Origin of the sequence: Planktotalea sp., assembly GCF_050633725.1 — a bacterium.
Taxonomy (GTDB): Bacteria; Pseudomonadota; Alphaproteobacteria; order Rhodobacterales; family Rhodobacteraceae; genus Planktotalea.
Genome location: NZ_JBOEHB010000017.1, coordinates 56,358 through 73,161, shown reverse-complemented (window position 1 = coordinate 73,161; position 16,804 = coordinate 56,358). Strand labels below are relative to the sequence as shown.

General features: G+C 54.2%; 16 protein-coding genes. 4 read left to right on the top strand and 12 right to left on the bottom strand.

Going from position 1 to position 16,804, the window contains the following annotated elements:
* Positions 1-3 precede the first annotated feature (3 nt).
* Entirely contained in the window at positions 4-774 is a 771-nt protein-coding gene (locus ACRBCU_RS13970; protein ID WP_431366007.1) for an N-acetylmuramoyl-L-alanine amidase, read from the bottom strand.
* A gap of 265 nt (positions 775-1,039) precedes the next feature.
* Between ACRBCU_RS13970 and ACRBCU_RS13965 the strand changes: the two genes are divergently transcribed.
* From ACRBCU_RS13965 to ACRBCU_RS13955, 3 genes are all read left to right on the top strand, one after another.
* Positions 1,040-2,764, top strand: a complete 1,725-nt coding sequence (locus tag ACRBCU_RS13965; protein ID WP_431366006.1) for a glycosyltransferase family 2 protein — start codon at positions 1,040-1,042, stop codon at positions 2,762-2,764.
* Complete coding sequence (locus ACRBCU_RS13960; RefSeq protein ID WP_431366005.1) at positions 2,757-3,707, top strand: glycosyltransferase family 2 protein; 951 nt, start codon at positions 2,757-2,759, stop codon at positions 3,705-3,707. Before ACRBCU_RS13965 ends, ACRBCU_RS13960 begins: the two co-directional genes overlap by 8 nt.
* Positions 3,708-3,908: 201 nt before the next feature.
* Positions 3,909-5,363 carry a DEAD/DEAH box helicase gene (locus ACRBCU_RS13955; RefSeq protein WP_431366004.1) on the top strand — a complete coding sequence of 485 codons (1,455 nt, stop codon included), beginning with the start codon at positions 3,909-3,911 and terminating at the stop codon, positions 5,361-5,363.
* A 66-nt stretch (positions 5,364-5,429) separates the two neighbouring features.
* Here the strand turns inward: ACRBCU_RS13955 and ACRBCU_RS13950 are convergent, their stop codons facing one another.
* Complete coding sequence (locus ACRBCU_RS13950) at positions 5,430-6,014, bottom strand: hypothetical protein (protein WP_431366003.1); 585 nt, start codon at positions 6,012-6,014, stop codon at positions 5,430-5,432.
* Between the two features lie 84 nt (positions 6,015-6,098).
* Here ACRBCU_RS13950 and ACRBCU_RS13945 point away from each other — a divergent pair, with 84 nt between their 5' ends.
* Positions 6,099-6,557, top strand: coding sequence for a MarR family winged helix-turn-helix transcriptional regulator (locus tag ACRBCU_RS13945; RefSeq protein ID WP_431366002.1), 459 nt, complete (start codon positions 6,099-6,101; stop codon positions 6,555-6,557).
* Here ACRBCU_RS13945 and ACRBCU_RS13940 read toward each other — a convergent pair.
* From ACRBCU_RS13940 to nuoI, 10 genes are all read right to left on the bottom strand, one after another.
* The gene (locus ACRBCU_RS13940; RefSeq protein WP_431366001.1) at positions 6,554-8,221 is read right to left on the bottom strand and encodes a ribonuclease J; all 1,668 of its coding nucleotides are present in this window, start codon (positions 8,219-8,221) and stop codon (positions 6,554-6,556) included. The two genes, ACRBCU_RS13945 and ACRBCU_RS13940, sit on opposite strands and share 4 nt — an antisense overlap.
* A 6-nt stretch (positions 8,222-8,227) precedes the next feature.
* Positions 8,228-9,001, bottom strand: a complete 774-nt coding sequence (locus tag ACRBCU_RS13935; RefSeq protein ID WP_431366000.1) for a type III pantothenate kinase — start codon at positions 8,999-9,001, stop codon at positions 8,228-8,230.
* A gap of 15 nt (positions 9,002-9,016) precedes the next feature.
* Complete coding sequence (locus ACRBCU_RS13930) at positions 9,017-9,775, bottom strand: biotin--[acetyl-CoA-carboxylase] ligase (RefSeq protein WP_431365999.1); 759 nt, start codon at positions 9,773-9,775, stop codon at positions 9,017-9,019.
* Entirely contained in the window at positions 9,765-11,207 is a 1,443-nt protein-coding gene (nuoN, locus tag ACRBCU_RS13925; RefSeq protein WP_431365998.1) for an NADH-quinone oxidoreductase subunit NuoN, read from the bottom strand. The genes ACRBCU_RS13930 and nuoN overlap by 11 nt, the downstream gene beginning before the upstream one ends.
* 14 nt (positions 11,208-11,221) lie before the next feature.
* A complete protein-coding gene (locus ACRBCU_RS13920) occupies positions 11,222-12,766 on the bottom strand; it encodes an NADH-quinone oxidoreductase subunit M (RefSeq protein ID WP_431365997.1) in 1,545 nt (514 codons plus the stop codon).
* On the bottom strand, positions 12,766-14,913 hold the full coding sequence (nuoL, locus tag ACRBCU_RS13915; protein WP_431365996.1) for an NADH-quinone oxidoreductase subunit L: 2,148 nt from the start codon (positions 14,911-14,913) through the stop codon (positions 12,766-12,768). The genes ACRBCU_RS13920 and nuoL overlap by 1 nt, the downstream gene beginning before the upstream one ends.
* Before the next feature lie 4 nt (positions 14,914-14,917).
* Entirely contained in the window at positions 14,918-15,223 is a 306-nt protein-coding gene (gene nuoK / locus ACRBCU_RS13910) for an NADH-quinone oxidoreductase subunit NuoK (protein ID WP_424439108.1), read from the bottom strand.
* A 77-nt stretch (positions 15,224-15,300) separates the two neighbouring features.
* The gene (locus tag ACRBCU_RS13905; RefSeq protein ID WP_431365995.1) at positions 15,301-15,909 is read right to left on the bottom strand and encodes an NADH-quinone oxidoreductase subunit J; all 609 of its coding nucleotides are present in this window, start codon (positions 15,907-15,909) and stop codon (positions 15,301-15,303) included.
* Complete coding sequence (locus tag ACRBCU_RS13900; RefSeq protein ID WP_431365994.1) at positions 15,906-16,313, bottom strand: carboxymuconolactone decarboxylase family protein; 408 nt, start codon at positions 16,311-16,313, stop codon at positions 15,906-15,908. Before ACRBCU_RS13900 ends, ACRBCU_RS13905 begins: the two co-directional genes overlap by 4 nt.
* Positions 16,310-16,804, bottom strand: coding sequence for an NADH-quinone oxidoreductase subunit NuoI (gene nuoI / locus ACRBCU_RS13895; protein ID WP_431365993.1), 495 nt, complete (start codon positions 16,802-16,804; stop codon positions 16,310-16,312). Before nuoI ends, ACRBCU_RS13900 begins: the two co-directional genes overlap by 4 nt.

Below are 16,804 nucleotides of genomic sequence, written 5' to 3'. Positions count from 1 at the left end.
GCACTAGCCCATCGGCTTTAGATACTCCGACCAAACCCAACCAACATACCCGAGACGCGTGCGAACTTGCCACCAATGGCCAATCGCAGAGATGAATTCTACGGTCGTACGCTCTGGAAGTTCTCCGACTTTGGGTCCATTCGGGCTTGAGCGGAAGTTCAACGTCGATGGATCTACGCCTGTTACCCTATATCTGTCAAATTTGTGAATTGGATCAATATCTTCATGGGGAATTGAACTGCTTCGCGCATCTCGCAATTCCGCAACGCTAGAGCGCATTAAATCACCCACGTCCTTGAAGCCCTTAACCGATGAATCAAATGCGAGCCGAACGATGTCCCATTTGTTATTTTGCTTGATATTGAGATTAGGTTGAACTTCTGCATGGGTTAAAATTGTCTTTGACGTTATTGGAATAGAATATGCGTCAGCTAATTCCTCCAGCACCTGCATTCCTTTATCCCACTGGGTTTGTGTCATCGGTTGTTTGCCCGCATGAAACGGACGTTCTTTCGCACCTGTCATACAGCACAGGGACACGCCTATCGCGCCCGTATTTGCATTTTTAGTATGACTTGCTTGCTTAACACCCGACCCCTTTGCGTTTGCAGAAATGGGCCTGTCGCCGCGCACAAGATTGCCGTCTCCTTCAACAAGAATATGGTATGATCGTTTGTCTGTTGAATTTGCCTTGTGATTTCCGGCGGTCCAATGCAGATGAATGCGCTTCATCGTTGCTTGGGGTTTCCAATCATCGGGTAAAATATCCGGCATAGTGAAATCCTTTCAAAATTATTATTGTCGAAAATAAAAAATAGAAAATATCTCGCATCAATTTGAACACCCAGTTTGATATTAAGTCAACTTATTCTCAAAATCCAAAATTGAAATTCCGAAACAAAAAACAACAAAATTTCACCTAACCCATTAGGTTATCTATGTTTCTTCAATGCCACTGTGTTCTCACAATGAGAGCAATAAAACGGATCATCATGCCTTAAGACTTGCCGCTTTCTCAAAGTGAGGGCATTTTGGCGCTATGAGCGAGCCGCATGAAACCTCCCCACAGACATTGACCTATGAAGGCGGTTTTGATGCTGTGGTTGCGCGCATGGAGGCGCGGCAAAAGCCGCTTGGCTTTGCGAAGGGTGAAGCACTGCCGCCTCTGGATGTTGACTTGGCCGCGCTCAAAACTGCGATGGTCATCGAACGCGATCCAAAAAGCGTTCCGCGTCTCAAAGAGCAATCCGGGCATTTGCGCAAATCGCTAGAGCTAAATGCCGAATTTGTTGGTTTGCCCGAGTTGTGCAAGCTGCATGGGCTGCTCATTGCGCATCTGCGCAAATCTGATCAGCCAAAGCACACAATGACGCTGTTCACTCGGCTTTGGGCCGAAGAATCGGAATTCTTGTTTCAGCACCTCGATCCGCGCTGGCTCGTCTCGGCAATCACCACGTTTGGCGATCATGGCCAGAACGAGGTTCAACGTCGCGTTGGCCAGTCTATGACGGTTTTGTTCGCGACGATGAAACTTTATGAATCTGAGCGTCTCTATTCTGGATTTCCACCGGACAAAGAATTCAAACTCAAACGCCTCGTGCATCGCAAATTGCCACTGAATATGGACCGCTATGCGCTGGTGTCTGGCGGGCTTGATGTGAACATGCTTGCGCGGCTTTGGGTTGATGCAAAACAAGACAGCACTATCGCGCCGCTCGCACATCGCTTGCTCGATCTTTTGAATGCGGACAACGGGACGGTCTTTCGCCGTTTTGCAACGCTGCGTGGCCGCAAAATCAGACAGCGCGGGCAAAAAGACTCTGGCACATCCGAACCCGAACCTGCCAAAATCCCTGCTGTACCGATGGATCATTCCTGGGGTGTTGTCAGCACGATCAAAGCACCCGTTGAAAAAATTACCCCCTTCATTGACCATCATCTTGGACTTGGCGCAAAGCAGCTCACCCTCTATTTGGACGCGCCCCTACCGCAAAGCGAATTGGCCAAGCTCGCCCACCCAAAGGTTGAGCTTATCAATTGTAACAGCGCCTTTTGGCAAACCGTCGACAAGCCACGCTTTGAAAAACACCAACAGCGACAAGCCTTCAACGCGACACATGCCTATCGCAAGGCAAAGACCGCTTGGCTCGCACATATTGACGGCGATGAATATATCTATAGCGCGAATGATGTGGCAGATAGCCTACGCGGCGCTCCAAGCGACATTGATGCATTGATTATGCCCCCCGCGGAAGAGATTGCGACAAAGCCGGGCGCGCATACGCTGTTGTTTCGTCGCACCTATTTTGACGCGCAATGTGAAAAACAGGTATTAGGCGCGCTTTATCCGACGTTTGGCGATTATCTGCGCTCCGGCTTTATCAGCCACACCATAGGAAAGAGCATCGCGCGCACCGGGCGATCCGACCTACGCTTTGGCGTTCATATGCTTAAACGCGACGGTGTCGAAATCAAGAATACCAAACGCGTCGAAACACTTACCGTTTTGCACCGTCATGCTCCTGATTGGGAAAGCTTCCAAGAGCATTTGGCCTTTCGTCTTAGCAAAGGCTCTTACCGTGACCGAGGCCAATCGCGGCTTGGTCTTGGTGACATAATTGATCTTTTGCGCGAAGAGCACGGCGATGCTGGCCCCCGCAAGCTGTTCGATGAGGTTTGCGCCTATCGGCGCGAGGTCGTCGAAACTCTCGAACAACACGGTATGTTGATCCGCACAACGCTGCGCGAGCACGCAGATGCCTGAGCCGAAATGGGGCGTTGTCAGCACAATCAAAGCGCCCCAGCGCGATGTGCTTGGCTTTGCGGCCTATCATCTTAGCCAGGGCGCACATCGTCTCTATCTCTATTTGGACGCGCCCGACCCTGAGACCTATGCCATTCTCAAAGCTCATCCAAAAATCCGCGTAACCCAAACGGATGCGCCCTATTGGGCGAAAAAGGGGAAACATCCAAACAAACATCAGCCGCGCCAGAGCATCAACGCCGCTGATGCCTATGCAAAACGCATCGAAGTCGATTGGCTCACTCACATAGATCACGATGAGTTTCTTGTTTGGCAAACCCCGCTAAAGAATCAATTAGGCGCTTTGCCTAGCTCTTGTCTGTGCGCCCGAATTCGGCCGATTGAAGCGTTAGAATGGCATGGCCCAGCGTCGGATCCACGCCCGTTCAAAGGCTTTGCCTTGCCCATGCCTGAACGGCGCAGGATCACCGAAATGCTTTACCCGACCTTTGGTAGCCATGTGAACGGCGGCTTCCTGAGCCATGTGGCAGGCAAAATGATCTACCGCACGGGTATCGACGGCTTTTCCGTAAAGATTCACAACGCCTTTTTAGCGGGCGAGCAAAACCCCGGGCAGATCGAATTAGAGCAAACCCGCCTGTGTCACCTGCATGGCGCAAGCTGGAGCGATTGGAGCGCCAACTATGCGTATCGCAAATCCAAAGGCGCATATCGTGCGGAACTCAATGCCCCGTTTGATCAGGGCAAAGGCGGCATGAATATGCACAGCCTGCTTACCATGATCGAAGCCGATGGCGGCGAGCAAGCGTTGCGCGCATTTTACGATGAGCTTTGCACCCCGCGCGCGGACCTGCTGCGAGGTCTTGAGGAAAACGGATTGCTCCACTGGCATCGGCTTGATCTTGAGGGCGCAATTGCTGAACAGTTTCCCGCATGCGCTTGATCGTTTCCAAATTCGAAACAAACTGCGTCACTTTCGCCGAGATTTGCATCAAACGCCTCTCATTTTCCTCTGCGATTTGACCCGAGCCGCCTTTTTCGCTATCACCCGCGCCAAGGCCCGCGGGGTGCAAAGACACTCAATCACTCGGATTTGGCCTGACCAGACGTACGGGCCAAAATTGTCCGTAAACCACGGATACACATGACAAAGTTCTCTGATCTGAATCTGGACCCAATGGTCTTGAAAGCCATCGACGACGCTGGCTACGAATCCCCTACCCCAATTCAAGAAGGTGCGATTCCCCCTGCGCTAGAAGGCCGCGACGTTTTAGGCATTGCCCAAACCGGCACAGGCAAAACAGCGAGCTTTACCCTGCCAATGATCACCTTGCTAGGCAAAGGCCGCGCGCGGGCGCGCATGCCGCGCTCACTGGTGCTCTGCCCGACGCGCGAATTGGCCGCCCAAGTTGCAGAAAACTTCGACACCTATACCAAATATCACAAGAAGCTGAGCAAAGCGCTTTTGATTGGTGGCGTGTCCTTCAAAGAGCAAGACCGTTTAATTGACAAAGGCGTCGATGTTCTGATTGCAACGCCCGGTCGTTTGCTGGATCACGTAGAACGCGGCAAGCTATTGCTAACGGGCGTTCAGGTCATGGTTATTGACGAAGCCGACCGTATGCTCGACATGGGCTTTATCCCCGACATCGAACGCATTTTCGGCCTGACCCCCTTTACCCGTCAGACATTGTTCTTCTCGGCCACAATGGCCCCCGAGATCGAGCGTATAACCAACACGTTCCTCTCCAACCCTGCCCGCGTTGAAGTCGCGCGTCAGGCAACTGCCTCTGAAAACATTGAACAAAGCGTTGTCATGTTCAAAGGCTCGCGCAAAGATCGCGAAGCCTCTGAAAAGCGCAAAGCGCTACGCATGTTGATTGATGCCGAGGGCGAGAAATGCACCAACGCGATCATCTTCTGCAATCGCAAGATGGACGTGGATATCGTTGCCAAGTCGTTGAAAAAATATGGCTATGACGCCGCGCCTATTCACGGCGATCTGGATCAAAGCCAGCGCACAAAGACGCTTGAAGGTTTCCGTGAAGGCGGCTTGCGTTTTCTCGTTGCCTCAGACGTTGCAGCGCGCGGACTTGATGTTCCATCCGTGAGCCACGTGTTCAACTTTGATGTGCCGAGCCACGCAGAAGACTATGTTCACCGGATCGGCCGTACGGGCCGCGCTGGTCGTGATGGCAAAGCCGTGATGATTTGCGTGCCGCGCGATGAGAAAAATTTCGAAGACATCGAAAAGCTGATCCAAAAGACGATCACGCGGATTGAAAACCCCTTGAAGCCTGCTGAAAAATCGGAAGAGGCTCCCAAGGCTGAAACCGAAGCAAAACCAAAGCGTACGCGCTCGCGTAGCCGCAAGCCAGCAACGCCCAAGGTTGAAGCCGAAGCGCAAACAGATGCCAAGCCACAAGAGACGGCCAAGGCAGAGCAACCGCGCCAAGAGACCCAGAAACCTGCAAATAATAACAACAACCGCAATCGCGGCGGACGCGGTCGCGGTGGAAATGACAATAAAGTCGTGGGAATGGGCGATCATATGCCCGGCTTTATCGCAATGAGCTTTGAAGAGCGGCGCGCAAGCTAAGCTTCTATTTTTAAATGCAAAAAGCCCCGACTTGCGATGCGCAAGTCGGGGCCTTTTTGTTTTATCTTAGGCCGCTTTTGGGCGGCGCAGCATGCGCAGGCCAATCGCACCGAGCCCCACCAACAGACCAGTAAGTGCCAGCGCCATCGCTGTGGTCAAAGATGCAAACTTAAGAGCTGCAAAGCTGGAATATACGAGCGCCAAGCCATTGGGGATCGCAGTTTCAAACTGCATCATGGCGAAGGACACAAGGTTCTCCATAGCGTCCAGCGTGCCCCCTGCCAAAGCAAAGAATGCTGCACCGCCGCCTATCTTGCGCACAAGGCTACCGGGCGCTCCAAGCCGCGAAATCAGCGTGCCCAAGCAAATGCCAAACGCAATGACAGAGAGGATGAACAAGAAGTCAAACAATTGGGTCTGAACATAGATACCAAAGGTTCCCGAGGCGCGCATCGCATCATAGTAGCCAAGGATCTTTTCGCCGCTGAACGCCAATTGGCCTGTCGCGTAGTCAACCGGGTGCCCCGACTTTGCATAAAGCGCATCAAGATTGATCCGCGTTCCCTGAAAAGCTGCGAAGCTCGCCAGTGTTACAAGAACATGAGAACGTGTGGACAGTGCTTCAGCGCGATTTTTAAGAAGAGTAAACATGGTGTTGGTCCTTTCAATATTTGCATTCCTTGGAATATTAATTACATTCCGTGGAATTCAAATCAACCAGAAAAGTGCGCCCCGGTGAAAAATTTCCCTCAAGACATTGAAAAATATGCAAAACTAGGTGCCGCACTGAGCATTAGCACACAGTTATTCAGCACCCGCATGGCGGGTTTCCTTGATCGATTCGGACTGACAGAGGCTCAATTCTCGGTCTTGAATCACCTCTCGCGCCGCATGCCCGAAGGGCAAAGCGTAACTGCCATCGCAGCAGCGGTTGAGGTCAAACAACCAGCAGTGTCCAAAATGGTGGTGAAATTTGAGGGAATGGGCTGGGCGCGCTTTGAAGCCACCCAGAGCGATGCGCGCTCAAAGCAGGTGTTTCTCACCGACGCAGGCAAAGCGCATCTTCTGGACGTTCAACACGCCCTTTTGCCCGATTACGTGCACATGCTGGAAGGATGGAGCGATGAGGAAATTGCGACCCTCACCGCTCAGCTTTTTCGTCTTGTCGGTTGGCTCGACAAGAATAGGATTTAGGCAAGCCGTGAAATCACAATCGTCACTTCTGGCTTTTTGCCGATCTCCGCATTGCAGCTCTGACGCACCTGACGTTTGATCGCTTCTTCAAGTTTAGAATCGTCGCGCAGCGTCTTATTATTTGCACGGCCAATCAGCTGGCTCAGATCTTCCTCCAGAACATCAACCAAGGGCGCGCGTGATTTGCCTTGATCCGCGAGACCCATCAATTCGCACCACGGATCGCCGAGCATATCATCGTTCTCGTCAATAATCAGGGTGATCGTGACATGCCCATTTAGCGCCATGCGCATGCGGTCCCGAATAACGCCATCCAGCGCTCCAATTTGAACAGAGCCGTCCAGATATGTGCGCCCTGTCTCGATGTAATCAGCAACCTTCGGCGCATTGCCAGACAGATCAATCATCATTCCGTTCACCGCAACGATCCCCGCAAGACCCTTTTCTTCAGCGATTTTTACGTGGGTGCGCAGGTGACGATGCTCGCCGTGCATCGGGATGAGCATCTGCGGCTTGGTGATCTCGTGCATCTTTTCCAGATCAGGGCGGTTTGCGTGGCCTGAGACGTGGTAAAGACCAGAGCTGTCATCAATCACATCCACGCCCTTTTCAGAGAGCTGGTTGATGATGCGGATCACACCGCGCTCGTTTCCGGGGATGGTCTTGGAAGAGAACAAGAACGTATCGCCCTCTTTCAGCGTCAGGCCCTGATACTTGCCGCGCGCCAGCTGCGCAGAAGCAGCGCGCCGCTCACCTTGCGAACCGGTCACCAAAAGCATCACATTCTCGCGCGGCAGATCAAGCGCATCGTCAGAGCTGATAACCGACGGAAAGTCGCTCAGAACGCCCGTTTCAATCGCGGCTTCAATCATCCGTCGCATCGCACGGCCAAGTAGAACGATAGAGCGCCCTGCCCGCTCGCCTGCCTCGGCCAGCGTTTTCACCCGTGCAACGTTAGACGCAAAAGTGGTCGCAACGACCATACCCGGCTGATCCTTGATCAATTTCTCGATCTCAGGGCCAACGGTAACCTCAGAGCGGCCTTCATTCAGAGAAAACACATTGGTGGAATCGCACACCAGTGCTTTGACGCCGTCTTTGGACACATCGCGCCAGAGGTTCTCATCAAAAGGCTCACCCACGATAGGCGTTTCGTCGATCTTGAAATCGCCCGTGTGCAGCACGCGCCCATCAGGGCTATCGATGCACAGGCCAGAGCTTTCTGGGATCGAATGCGAGATCGGCAGGAAGCCAACGGTGAATGGGCCAGCCTTCACAGTTTCGGGCCAAGGAGAAACGGTTGTCACGGCCTTTGCCTCGACACCGTATTCTTCAAGCTTGCGCCGCGCGATATTCGCCGTGAACGCACGGGTGTAAATCGGCACGTTCAATTGCGAATAGAAATGCCCAATCGCACCAACGTGGTCTTCATGGGCGTGGGTAATAAAGATCGCCTCAAGATCATTGCGGCGCTCTTTTAGCCACGTGATGTCCGGCAGGATCAAATTTACCCCCGGCGTGCCATCCATATCAGGGAATGTGACACCAATATCCACAAGGATCAGCTTTTCGCGGCCCGGCTTTCCGTAGCCATACACATAGGCATTCATGCCAATTTCACCCGCCCCGCCAAGGGGAAGGTATATCAAACGCTCAGCGCTCATTTTATCTTATCCGTTCTTTTTGTTATGCTCGTGGATCACGATGAGACCATGCATAGTGAGGTCATCTTCGATCACGTCGAACAAGTTTTCTGCGGTCGCAAACAGCGGGGCAAGACCGCCTGTGCCAACCACTTTCATCGGCTTGCCATATTCAGCTTTGATCCGGCTGGTAATCCCTTCGATGAGGCCCGTGTAGCCCCAGAAAATACCGGTCTGGATACAAGCAACAGTATTGGTCCCGATCACGCGTTCGGGTTGCGAAATGTCAATATGCGGCAGCGCCGCCGCGCCGTTGTGAAGCGCTTCCAGTGACAGATTCACACCGGGGGAAATAACGCCGCCGACATAAGCGCCATCTTCAGCAACCACGTCGAAATTGGTAGCCGTGCCAAAATCCACAACCACCACGTCGCCGCCATGGCGATCAAAAGCAGCCGCCGCGTTTGCAAGGCGATCAGGCCCAACCTGCGTTCCCTCATCTACGCGCGGCGCAATCGGCAGCTCGCATTCGGGTTTACCAACAACCAAAGGGCGACAGCCAAAGAAACGATCCGCAAAGACGCGCAAATTGAACACCACGCGTGGCACCGTCGAGGAAATGATCACATCAGTGATATCAAGGCTGATATCGTAGTGCCGCACCAGCGTTGAGAACCATGTGAAATAGGCATCTGCCGTGCGGCCATGATGGGTCGACGTGCGCAACGTGCAGAGCCACGCTTTCCCGTCCCAAATCGAGAAAACCGTATTCGTGTTGCCGCAATCAATGGCAAGAAGCATGGTGTGTCTTTCGCTTTAGAAAAATACATCCGCAGCGGCGATCGCCACACGGCCTTGTGAGGTCTTTAGAACAAGGTTGCCCTGCTCGTCCACCGTTTCAAAGGTGCCTACAGTTTCGCTGGTCATGGTACGTGCCGTAATTACCTCGCCCAGCTTGGCTGCACGGGCGAGCCATGCTTCGCGGATTGGGGCAAACCCGAATGTGGTGAACTGCGCCTCATAGCGCGCATAGGCATTTGCGAGCAAATCGAGGAACTCTTCCGGCGCAATCGAAACACCCGTCTCGGAAAAGAGCGAGACAGGTCGCATAGCACCTGCTTCGACCTCAGCGGGCGCTGGTGCGTCCGCAAGATTAACGCCAATGCCAATCGCAAGATGGGATACAGACGGCCCCGCTCCGATGCTTTCCAGAAGGATGCCTGCCAACTTGCCACCGTTCAGCAATACATCGTTCGGCCACTTCAACGCGAGCGAATGCGCCTGAACACCGCAAGTGATGAGGGCATCATAGAGCGCGAGCGATGCGACGAAAGAGCGTAGCGCCACGATGTCAGGGGTTTCAGTTGGGTGTAGAACCAACGTGCCAGCGAAGTTCCCCTTTGGGAAACTCCAAGCCCGTCCCCGCCGCCCGCGAGACGCGGTTTGGTTCAGGGCCAAAATCCATTCCGGCCCTGTAAGAGTTGGCGCAATCCGCGCGGCTTCGGCGTTCGTGCTGTCGACTTCCGCCAGCACCCGCCGCCCATACCCGAGCGGAAAACCCGTCTTAGTTGACAAGTGTCGCCGCCGCAGCCGCTGCTGCTCCTTCAACCCCGAAGAGGTTGATCAGGCCAAGCACCATGATTGCCGCAGACCCCATCAAAAACGCCCAAAGAACGGGTGAATTGCTCTTGTCCAGCGCATCGTCCTGCTCTGCGCCAAAGTACATATAGTACACGATGCGCAGGTAGTAATAGGCACCGATCACCGACGCGACAACGCCAGCAATTGCCAGCCAAGCAAGACCTGCATCATAGGCGGCTTGCAAAACATAGAGCTTGCCAAAGAAGCCAACCATCGGTGGCACGCCCGCCATGGAGAACAGCAAGATCAACATCGCGAGCGCCTTGCCTGGCTCACGCTTGGCGTATTGGTTCAGCGCAGAAATATCCGTGACCGCTTGCCCGTCTTTTTCCATGGATAGGATAAAGGCAAAGGTGCCGACATTCATCGTCACATAGATCGCCATGTAAACCAGCATCGCCTGCACACCCAGTGCGGTTCCCGCCGCAAGGCCCATCATTGCATATCCCATGTGCGCAACGGAGGAGAAGGCCATCAGACGTTTGATGTTTGTTTGCCCAATTGCAGCGAAGGCTCCAAGGAACATGGAAACAAGCGACAGAACCGCGATAACCTGGCTCCAATCGCTAATCGCGCCGCCGAATGCATCATGCAAGACCCGCGCGAACAGGCCCATCGCCGCGATTTTCGGCGCGGTTGCGAAGAAAGCTGTGACAGGTGTTGGCGAGCCTTCATAGACGTCTGGTGTCCACATGTGGAAGGGAACCGCCGAAACTTTGAACGCAAGGCCAGAGATAATCAGGACGAGGCCGAACAGCAAACCAACGGAGAGATGCCCCTCGGTTGCGGTCTGGATAATACCAGAAAACAGCGTTGTGCCAGCGAAACCATATGTCAGGGACGCGCCATAAAGCAGCAATCCAGAACTAAGCGCGCCAAGTACGAAATACTTGAGGCCAGCTTCAGTAGATTTCGCACTATCGCGGCGCAAGGAAGCAACGACGTAAAGCGCGAGGGATTGTAGCTCGAGGCCCATATAAAGCGTCATCAGATCGCCTGCGGAAACCATGACCATCATGCCAACCACGCTCAGCGCGACAAGCACAGGGTATTCAAAACGCAGCAGGCCTTTGCGCTGCATATACTCTTGGCTCATGATCAGAACCGCCGCGGAGGATAGCAAGATCGCCACCTTAGCAAAACGCGAGAAGGCATCGTCAGTGAACATGCCGCCAAAGGCTATATTGCTGCCCTCGCCGCTGAACCCGATCCAAGCCGCGAGCAGGATGAAAATGCCAGCAGTCGCCCAAACCAGCATCGCTGCCAGCTTGTCCTTGCCCGCGTAGACCGCACCCACAAGCGTAGCAAGCGCGAAGAGCGCCAGAATGATCTCTGGCAGAATGATTGTCAGGTCAGCCTGTATCATGTTCAACGTCTTTCTTAGTGCGATGCGGCTGCTGGGGCTGCGTCTGTCACGCTTGCCAGTGCCGTTTCATAGTTGGAAACCAGCGCCTCTACAGAGGGGCCGATGATATCGAGAACGAGCGCAGGATAGACACCAAGGAGCAGTGTCATCACCACGAGCGGCGCAAAGATCGCGCGCTCTCGCGTTGTCATGTCAGAGATGGTGCGCAGGCTTTCCTTGATCAGATCACCCATCACCACGCGGCGATAGAGCCAGAGCGCATAAGCCGCCGACAGGATCACACCGGATGTAGCGATTGCAGCCACCCAAGTGTTGACCTGGAAGATGCCCATCAGTGTCAGGAATTCGCCGACAAAGCCTGATGTGCCCGGCAGACCCACATTCGCCATTGTGAAGAACATGAAGATCAGCGCGTAGGCTGGCATGCGGTTCACAAGGCCGCCGTAGGCGTCAATCTCGCGTGTGTGCATACGATCATAGATCACACCAACACAGAGGAAGAGCGCGCCAGAGATAAAGCCGTGGCTGATCATCTGAAAGATCGCACCGTCAATACCTTGTTGGTTGGCGGCAAAAATACCCATGGTCACATAACCCATGTGGGCAACCGATGAATAAGCGATCAGTTTTTTCATGTCTTCCTGCACCAGCGCCACGAGCGAGGTGTAAACAATCGCAATCGCGGACATCCACAGGATCAGCGGCGTCATCACGTCCGCGCCCACTGGGAACATCGGAAGTGAGAAGCGCAAGAAACCGTAGCCGCCCATTTTCAAAAGGATCGCCGCCAGAACCACAGAACCCGCTGTCGGGGCCTGAACGTGCGCGTCAGGAAGCCATGTGTGCACAGGCCACATCGGCATTTTCACCGCGAAGCTTGCGAAGAAGGCGAGGAACATCAGAGTCTGCAAACCGCCAACGATCTGGATACCGAGGATCGAGAAGCTTTCTGAACCGAACGTATGTGTCATCAGCGTTGGAATGTCGGTTGTGCCCGCATCCACGAACATCGCGACCATCGCCACCAGCATCAGAACCGAGCCGAGGAAGGTATAAAGGAAGAACTTGAAGCTCGCGTAAATACGGTTCGCGCCGCCCCAGATGCCAATGATCAAGAACATCGGGATCAGGCCCGCTTCGAAGAAGACATAAAAGAGCACGAGATCCAGCGCCATGAACACGCCGAGCATCAGCGTCTCAAGCAGCAAGAAGGCGATCATGTATTCCTTGACGCGCGTTTTCACATCCCAGCTTGCCGCAATAACCAACGGCATCATGAAGGTGGTCAGCATCACGAAGAGCACGGAAATACCGTCCACGCCCATTTTGTAGGACATGCCCATGACCCAGGACGCCTCTTCCACCATTTGGAAGCCGGTGTCGGAGCTGTCGAACTGCGCGAGGATAAACAATGAGACAAGGAACGTCGCGCTTGTCGCGATCATCGCGAGCCACTTTGCATTGCGCGCCGCCGCTTCGTCATCACCGCGCAGGAACAGCGCGAGGATCAGAGCCGCGAGAGCGGGGATGAATGTGACAATGGAAAGAAGGTTATCCATTAGTGCGCTCCTCCGGAGAACGTCATCCATGTCACCAGAACCAGAATTCCGATCACCATGGCGAAGGCATAGGTAAAGATATAGCCGGACTGAACGCGACCTGCGAGGCGGGTGAAGAAGGGCACGATACCCATCGCCACACCGTTAAGAGTTCCGTCGATCACATCGCCATCACCGCGCTTCCAGAAGAAGCGGCCAATCATTTTGGCGGGCTGGACAAAGAGGAAATCGTAGATCTCGTCAAAGTACCATTTGTTCAGCAGGAAATTGTAAAGCGGACGGTTGGTTTCCATGACGCGTTTCGGCATCGCTGGGTTCCAGATGTAGAACCACATCGCGATCAGGAAGCCGATAACCATGGCAATGAACGGGCTGACTTTGACCCATTTCGGCGCGTGGTGCGCGTCGTCCATCACGTGGTTGTCTGCGCCATGATAGATCGCGCCAACAGGGGCTTCGCCGTGGTGATCCATCGCAGGCTTGGCTGCGTGATCATCGCCGTGGCCATCATCCGCATGTGCGTCGTCTGCATGGCTGTCATCTGCATGTGCATCATCCGCGTGATCATCTGCTTTCGCATGATCGTCGCCATGGCCTTCAGACGCCTCAGCGTGATGCGCTGGAATGCCAAAGAACTTGTTCACCTGATCATGATCGCCAAAGAAGCTGCCGTACCAGATCATACCGGCAAAGATCGACCCGAGGCTAAGGACACCAAGCGGCACCAACATAACCATCGGGCTTTCATGCGCATGTTCATGCGTGTGCTTGTCGCCGCGCGGCTTGCCATAGAAGGTCAGGAACATCAGACGCCAGCTATAGAAGGAGGTCATCAGCGCCGCGATCACCAGCATCCAGAAGGCATAACCCCCTGCCGTGCCAGCCCATGCGCTTTCGATCACCGCATCCTTCGAGAGGAAGCCCGCGAAACCGATATGCGTGAGCGGGATACCAACGCCTGTGATGGCCAGCGTACCGATCATCATCGCCGCGAATGTGTATGGGATCTTCTTACGAAGGCCGCCGTAGTTGCGCATGTCCTGCTCGTGGTGCATCGCGTGGATCACGGAGCCCGCACCGAGGAAGAGCATCGCTTTGAAGAAGGCGTGCGTGAAGAGGTGGAACATCGCGACCGAATAAACACCAACGCCTGCGGCTACGAACATATAGCCAAGCTGGGACATTGTTGAATAAGCGATAACGCGTTTGATGTCGTTCTGAACGAGGCCGATGGTGGCGGCAACAAAGGCCGTCGTTGCACCAAGGAAGGTGATAAAGGCCGTTGCTTCTGGCGCGTATTCCATCAGCGGCGACATGCGGCAAACGAGGAAGACACCAGCCGTAACCATGGTCGCGGCGTGGATCAGGGCCGAAACAGGTGTCGGACCTTCCATCGCGTCAGGCAGCCATGTGTGCAGGAAGAGCTGCGCCGATTTACCCATCGCGCCGATGAACAACAGGAAGGCGAGCAAGTTGGCTGCGTTCCACTCGGCCCAAAGGAAGGTGATCGTCGTATCAGCCAGCGCAGGCGCGGCGGCGAAAACATCGTCAAAGTTGATGCTATCTGTGAGATAGAACAGACCAAAGATACCAAGGGCAAAACCGAAGTCACCAACACGGTTGACCACGAAAGCTTTGATCGCGGCGGCGTTTGCGGAGGGCTTGCGGTAGTAGAAACCGATGAGCAGATAAGACGCAACGCCCACACCTTCCCAGCCAAAGAACATCTGAACAAGGTTGTCAGAAGTCACCAACATCAACATCGCGAAGGTAAAGAAAGACAGATATGCAAAGAAGCGTGGCTTATAGCTCTCGCCTTCTTTCCACTGGGGATCGTCGGCCATGTAGCCAAAGGAATAAAGGTGAACCAGCGCGGAAACCGTGGTGATCACGATCAACATGATCGCCGTGAGGCGGTCCATGCGGATGCCCCAGTCCGTGGAGAGGCTGCCGCTTTCGATCCAGCGTAGGATCTGGATTTTCTCCAGCGTGCCGTCATGGCCAAGGAAGACCACCCAGCTAAAGAAACAAGCCACAAAGAGCAGACCCGTGGTGACCCACATTGCGCCCTTTTCGCCGATCAAGCGCCAGCCAAATCCACCAATGATGGCCCCGACCAGAGGCGCAAAGAGTATGAGCGTTTCCATCTGGTCAGCCTTTCATCACGTTAACGTCTTCAACGGCAATAGTGCCGCGAGTACGGAAGAAGCATACGAGGATCGCAAGGCCAATCGCGGCCTCCGCGGCGGCGACGGTGAGAACGAAAAGCGTAAAGACCTGCCCGACCAAATCCCCAAGGAAACTAGAGAAAGCGACCATGTTGATGTTCACCGCGAGCAACATCAGCTCGATCGACATCAAAAGGATGATGACGTTTTTGCGGTTCACAAAAAGGCCAAAGATACCAATGACAAACAGCGTCGCTGCCACCGTCAGGTAATGTTCTAGTCCGATCATGTCGTCCCTCAGTTCTATTAACTTGGCAGGTTACCCTGCCGGCTTGCCCCTTCGGGCATCATTCATTCAGCCGCGGCTTAAAGCCCCTGCCCCGGTTTCACGTCTTTGAGTTCCATCGCCTTCGCAGGATCGCGGTGCATCTGGGCAACCACGTTTTGGCGCTTTACGTCGGTGCGGTGACGCAATGTCAGAACAATCGCACCGATCATCGCGACCAGCAGGATCAAGCCCGCAAGCTGGAAGATCAGGAAGTATTTGTCATAGAGCAGCAAACCAAGCGCAGCCGTGTTTTGCGTATCCGTTGGAGTGACCGCATCGCGCAGACCCGCCGCCTGTTCGGACGCTTCCCAAACGCCAAAGGCCATGGTGAATTGCATCAGCAAAACGAGGCCGATCAGCAAAGCAAGCGGCATGTATTTCGCCATCTCCGCCTTGAGTTCAGCAAAGTCGATGTCGAGCATCATCACCACAAACAGGAACAGAACCGCGACCGCACCGACGTAAACGATGATCAACAGCATCGCGACGAACTCTGCGCCCAGCATCACAAACAGACCCGCAGAAGACAGGAACGCAAGCACCAGCCAAAGCACCGAATGCACGGGGTTGCGGCTAATTACGGTGAACAGCCCGCCCGCAATCGTGCAGATCGAGAACAGGTAGAAAGTAAATACAGCGACGCTCATGTCTCGTCATCCTTGTCTTCGTTCAGGACCTCGTTGGCGAATTCCATCGCGCGGGTCATCGCGGGTAGACCGGCGAACATCGACATTTGCGCGATGGCCTCGGTCACTTCATCTTTTGTGGCGCCCGCTGTCATCGCGTGGCGCACGGTCATACGCAATTGCGTTTCATTTTGCGCGCCTTGCATGGTTAAACCAGCAAGCGTCAGCAAAAGCCGCGTTTTTGCATCCAAGCCTTCTTTGCTAATGCCCTTCCCAAAGGACATTTCCATCATGTCCTTGGTCATGGTCGGCCAAAGCTTTTCCATTGCCTGAGCAGAAAAGCTTCCGGTCCCGGGCGCAAAAGCTTTCGCCATCTCCTGCGCTTGGGCCATCATCATGGCAAAGGGATTGTTTGCATCATTCATCGGTAAGGCGCATCCAGCTCAAGGTTACGGGCAATCTGTGCTTCCCAGCGGTCCCCGTTTTCGAGCAGTTTTTCTTTGTCATAGAACAGCTCTTCACGGGTCTCGGTCGCAAATTCAAAGTTCGGACCTTCGACGATCGCATCCACAGGGCAGGCTTCTTGGCAGAAGCCGCAGTAGATGCATTTGGTCATGTCGATGTCATAGCGCGTTGTGCGGCGCGAGCCGTCATCGCGTGGCTCTGCGTCAATAGTGATCGCTTGAGCCGGGCAAACCGCTTCGCAAAGCTTACAAGCGATGCAACGCTCTTCGCCATTTGGATAACGGCGCAGCGCATGCTCGCCGCGAAAGCGTGGCGACAAAGGCCCTTTTTCATGCGGGTAGTTCAACGTCACTTTAGGCGCGAACATATAGCGCAGGCCAAGGCCAAATCCTTTGACGAAATCCGCAAGGAGGAAGTATTTGGCCGAACGGCCGTAGTCGAAGTTTGCCAT

Coding starts and splice junctions, on each gene's coding strand:
- ACRBCU_RS13970 (WP_431366007.1), bottom strand. CDS start 774: ATGCCGGATATTTTACCCGATGATTGGAAACCCCAAGCAACGATGAAG.
- ACRBCU_RS13965 (WP_431366006.1), top strand. CDS start 1,040: ATGAGCGAGCCGCATGAAACCTCCCCACAGACATTGACCTATGAAGGC.
- ACRBCU_RS13960 (WP_431366005.1), top strand. CDS start 2,757: ATGCCTGAGCCGAAATGGGGCGTTGTCAGCACAATCAAAGCGCCCCAG.
- ACRBCU_RS13955 (WP_431366004.1), top strand. CDS start 3,909: ATGACAAAGTTCTCTGATCTGAATCTGGACCCAATGGTCTTGAAAGCC.
- ACRBCU_RS13950 (WP_431366003.1), bottom strand. CDS start 6,014: ATGTTTACTCTTCTTAAAAATCGCGCTGAAGCACTGTCCACACGTTCT.
- ACRBCU_RS13940 (WP_431366001.1), bottom strand. CDS start 8,221: ATGAGCGCTGAGCGTTTGATATACCTTCCCCTTGGCGGGGCGGGTGAA.
- ACRBCU_RS13935 (WP_431366000.1), bottom strand. CDS start 9,001: ATGCTTCTTGCCATTGATTGCGGCAACACGAATACGGTTTTCTCGATT.
- nuoN (WP_431365998.1), bottom strand. CDS start 11,207: ATGATACAGGCTGACCTGACAATCATTCTGCCAGAGATCATTCTGGCG.
- ACRBCU_RS13920 (WP_431365997.1), bottom strand. CDS start 12,766: ATGGATAACCTTCTTTCCATTGTCACATTCATCCCCGCTCTCGCGGCT.
- nuoL (WP_431365996.1), bottom strand. CDS start 14,913: ATGGAAACGCTCATACTCTTTGCGCCTCTGGTCGGGGCCATCATTGGT.
- nuoK (WP_424439108.1), bottom strand. CDS start 15,223: ATGATCGGACTAGAACATTACCTGACGGTGGCAGCGACGCTGTTTGTC.
- ACRBCU_RS13905 (WP_431365995.1), bottom strand. CDS start 15,909: ATGAGCGTCGCTGTATTTACTTTCTACCTGTTCTCGATCTGCACGATT.
- ACRBCU_RS13900 (WP_431365994.1), bottom strand. CDS start 16,313: ATGAATGATGCAAACAATCCCTTTGCCATGATGATGGCCCAAGCGCAG.
- nuoI (WP_431365993.1), bottom strand. CDS start 16,804: ATGGCAAACTTCGACTACGGCCGTTCGGCCAAATACTTCCTCCTTGCG.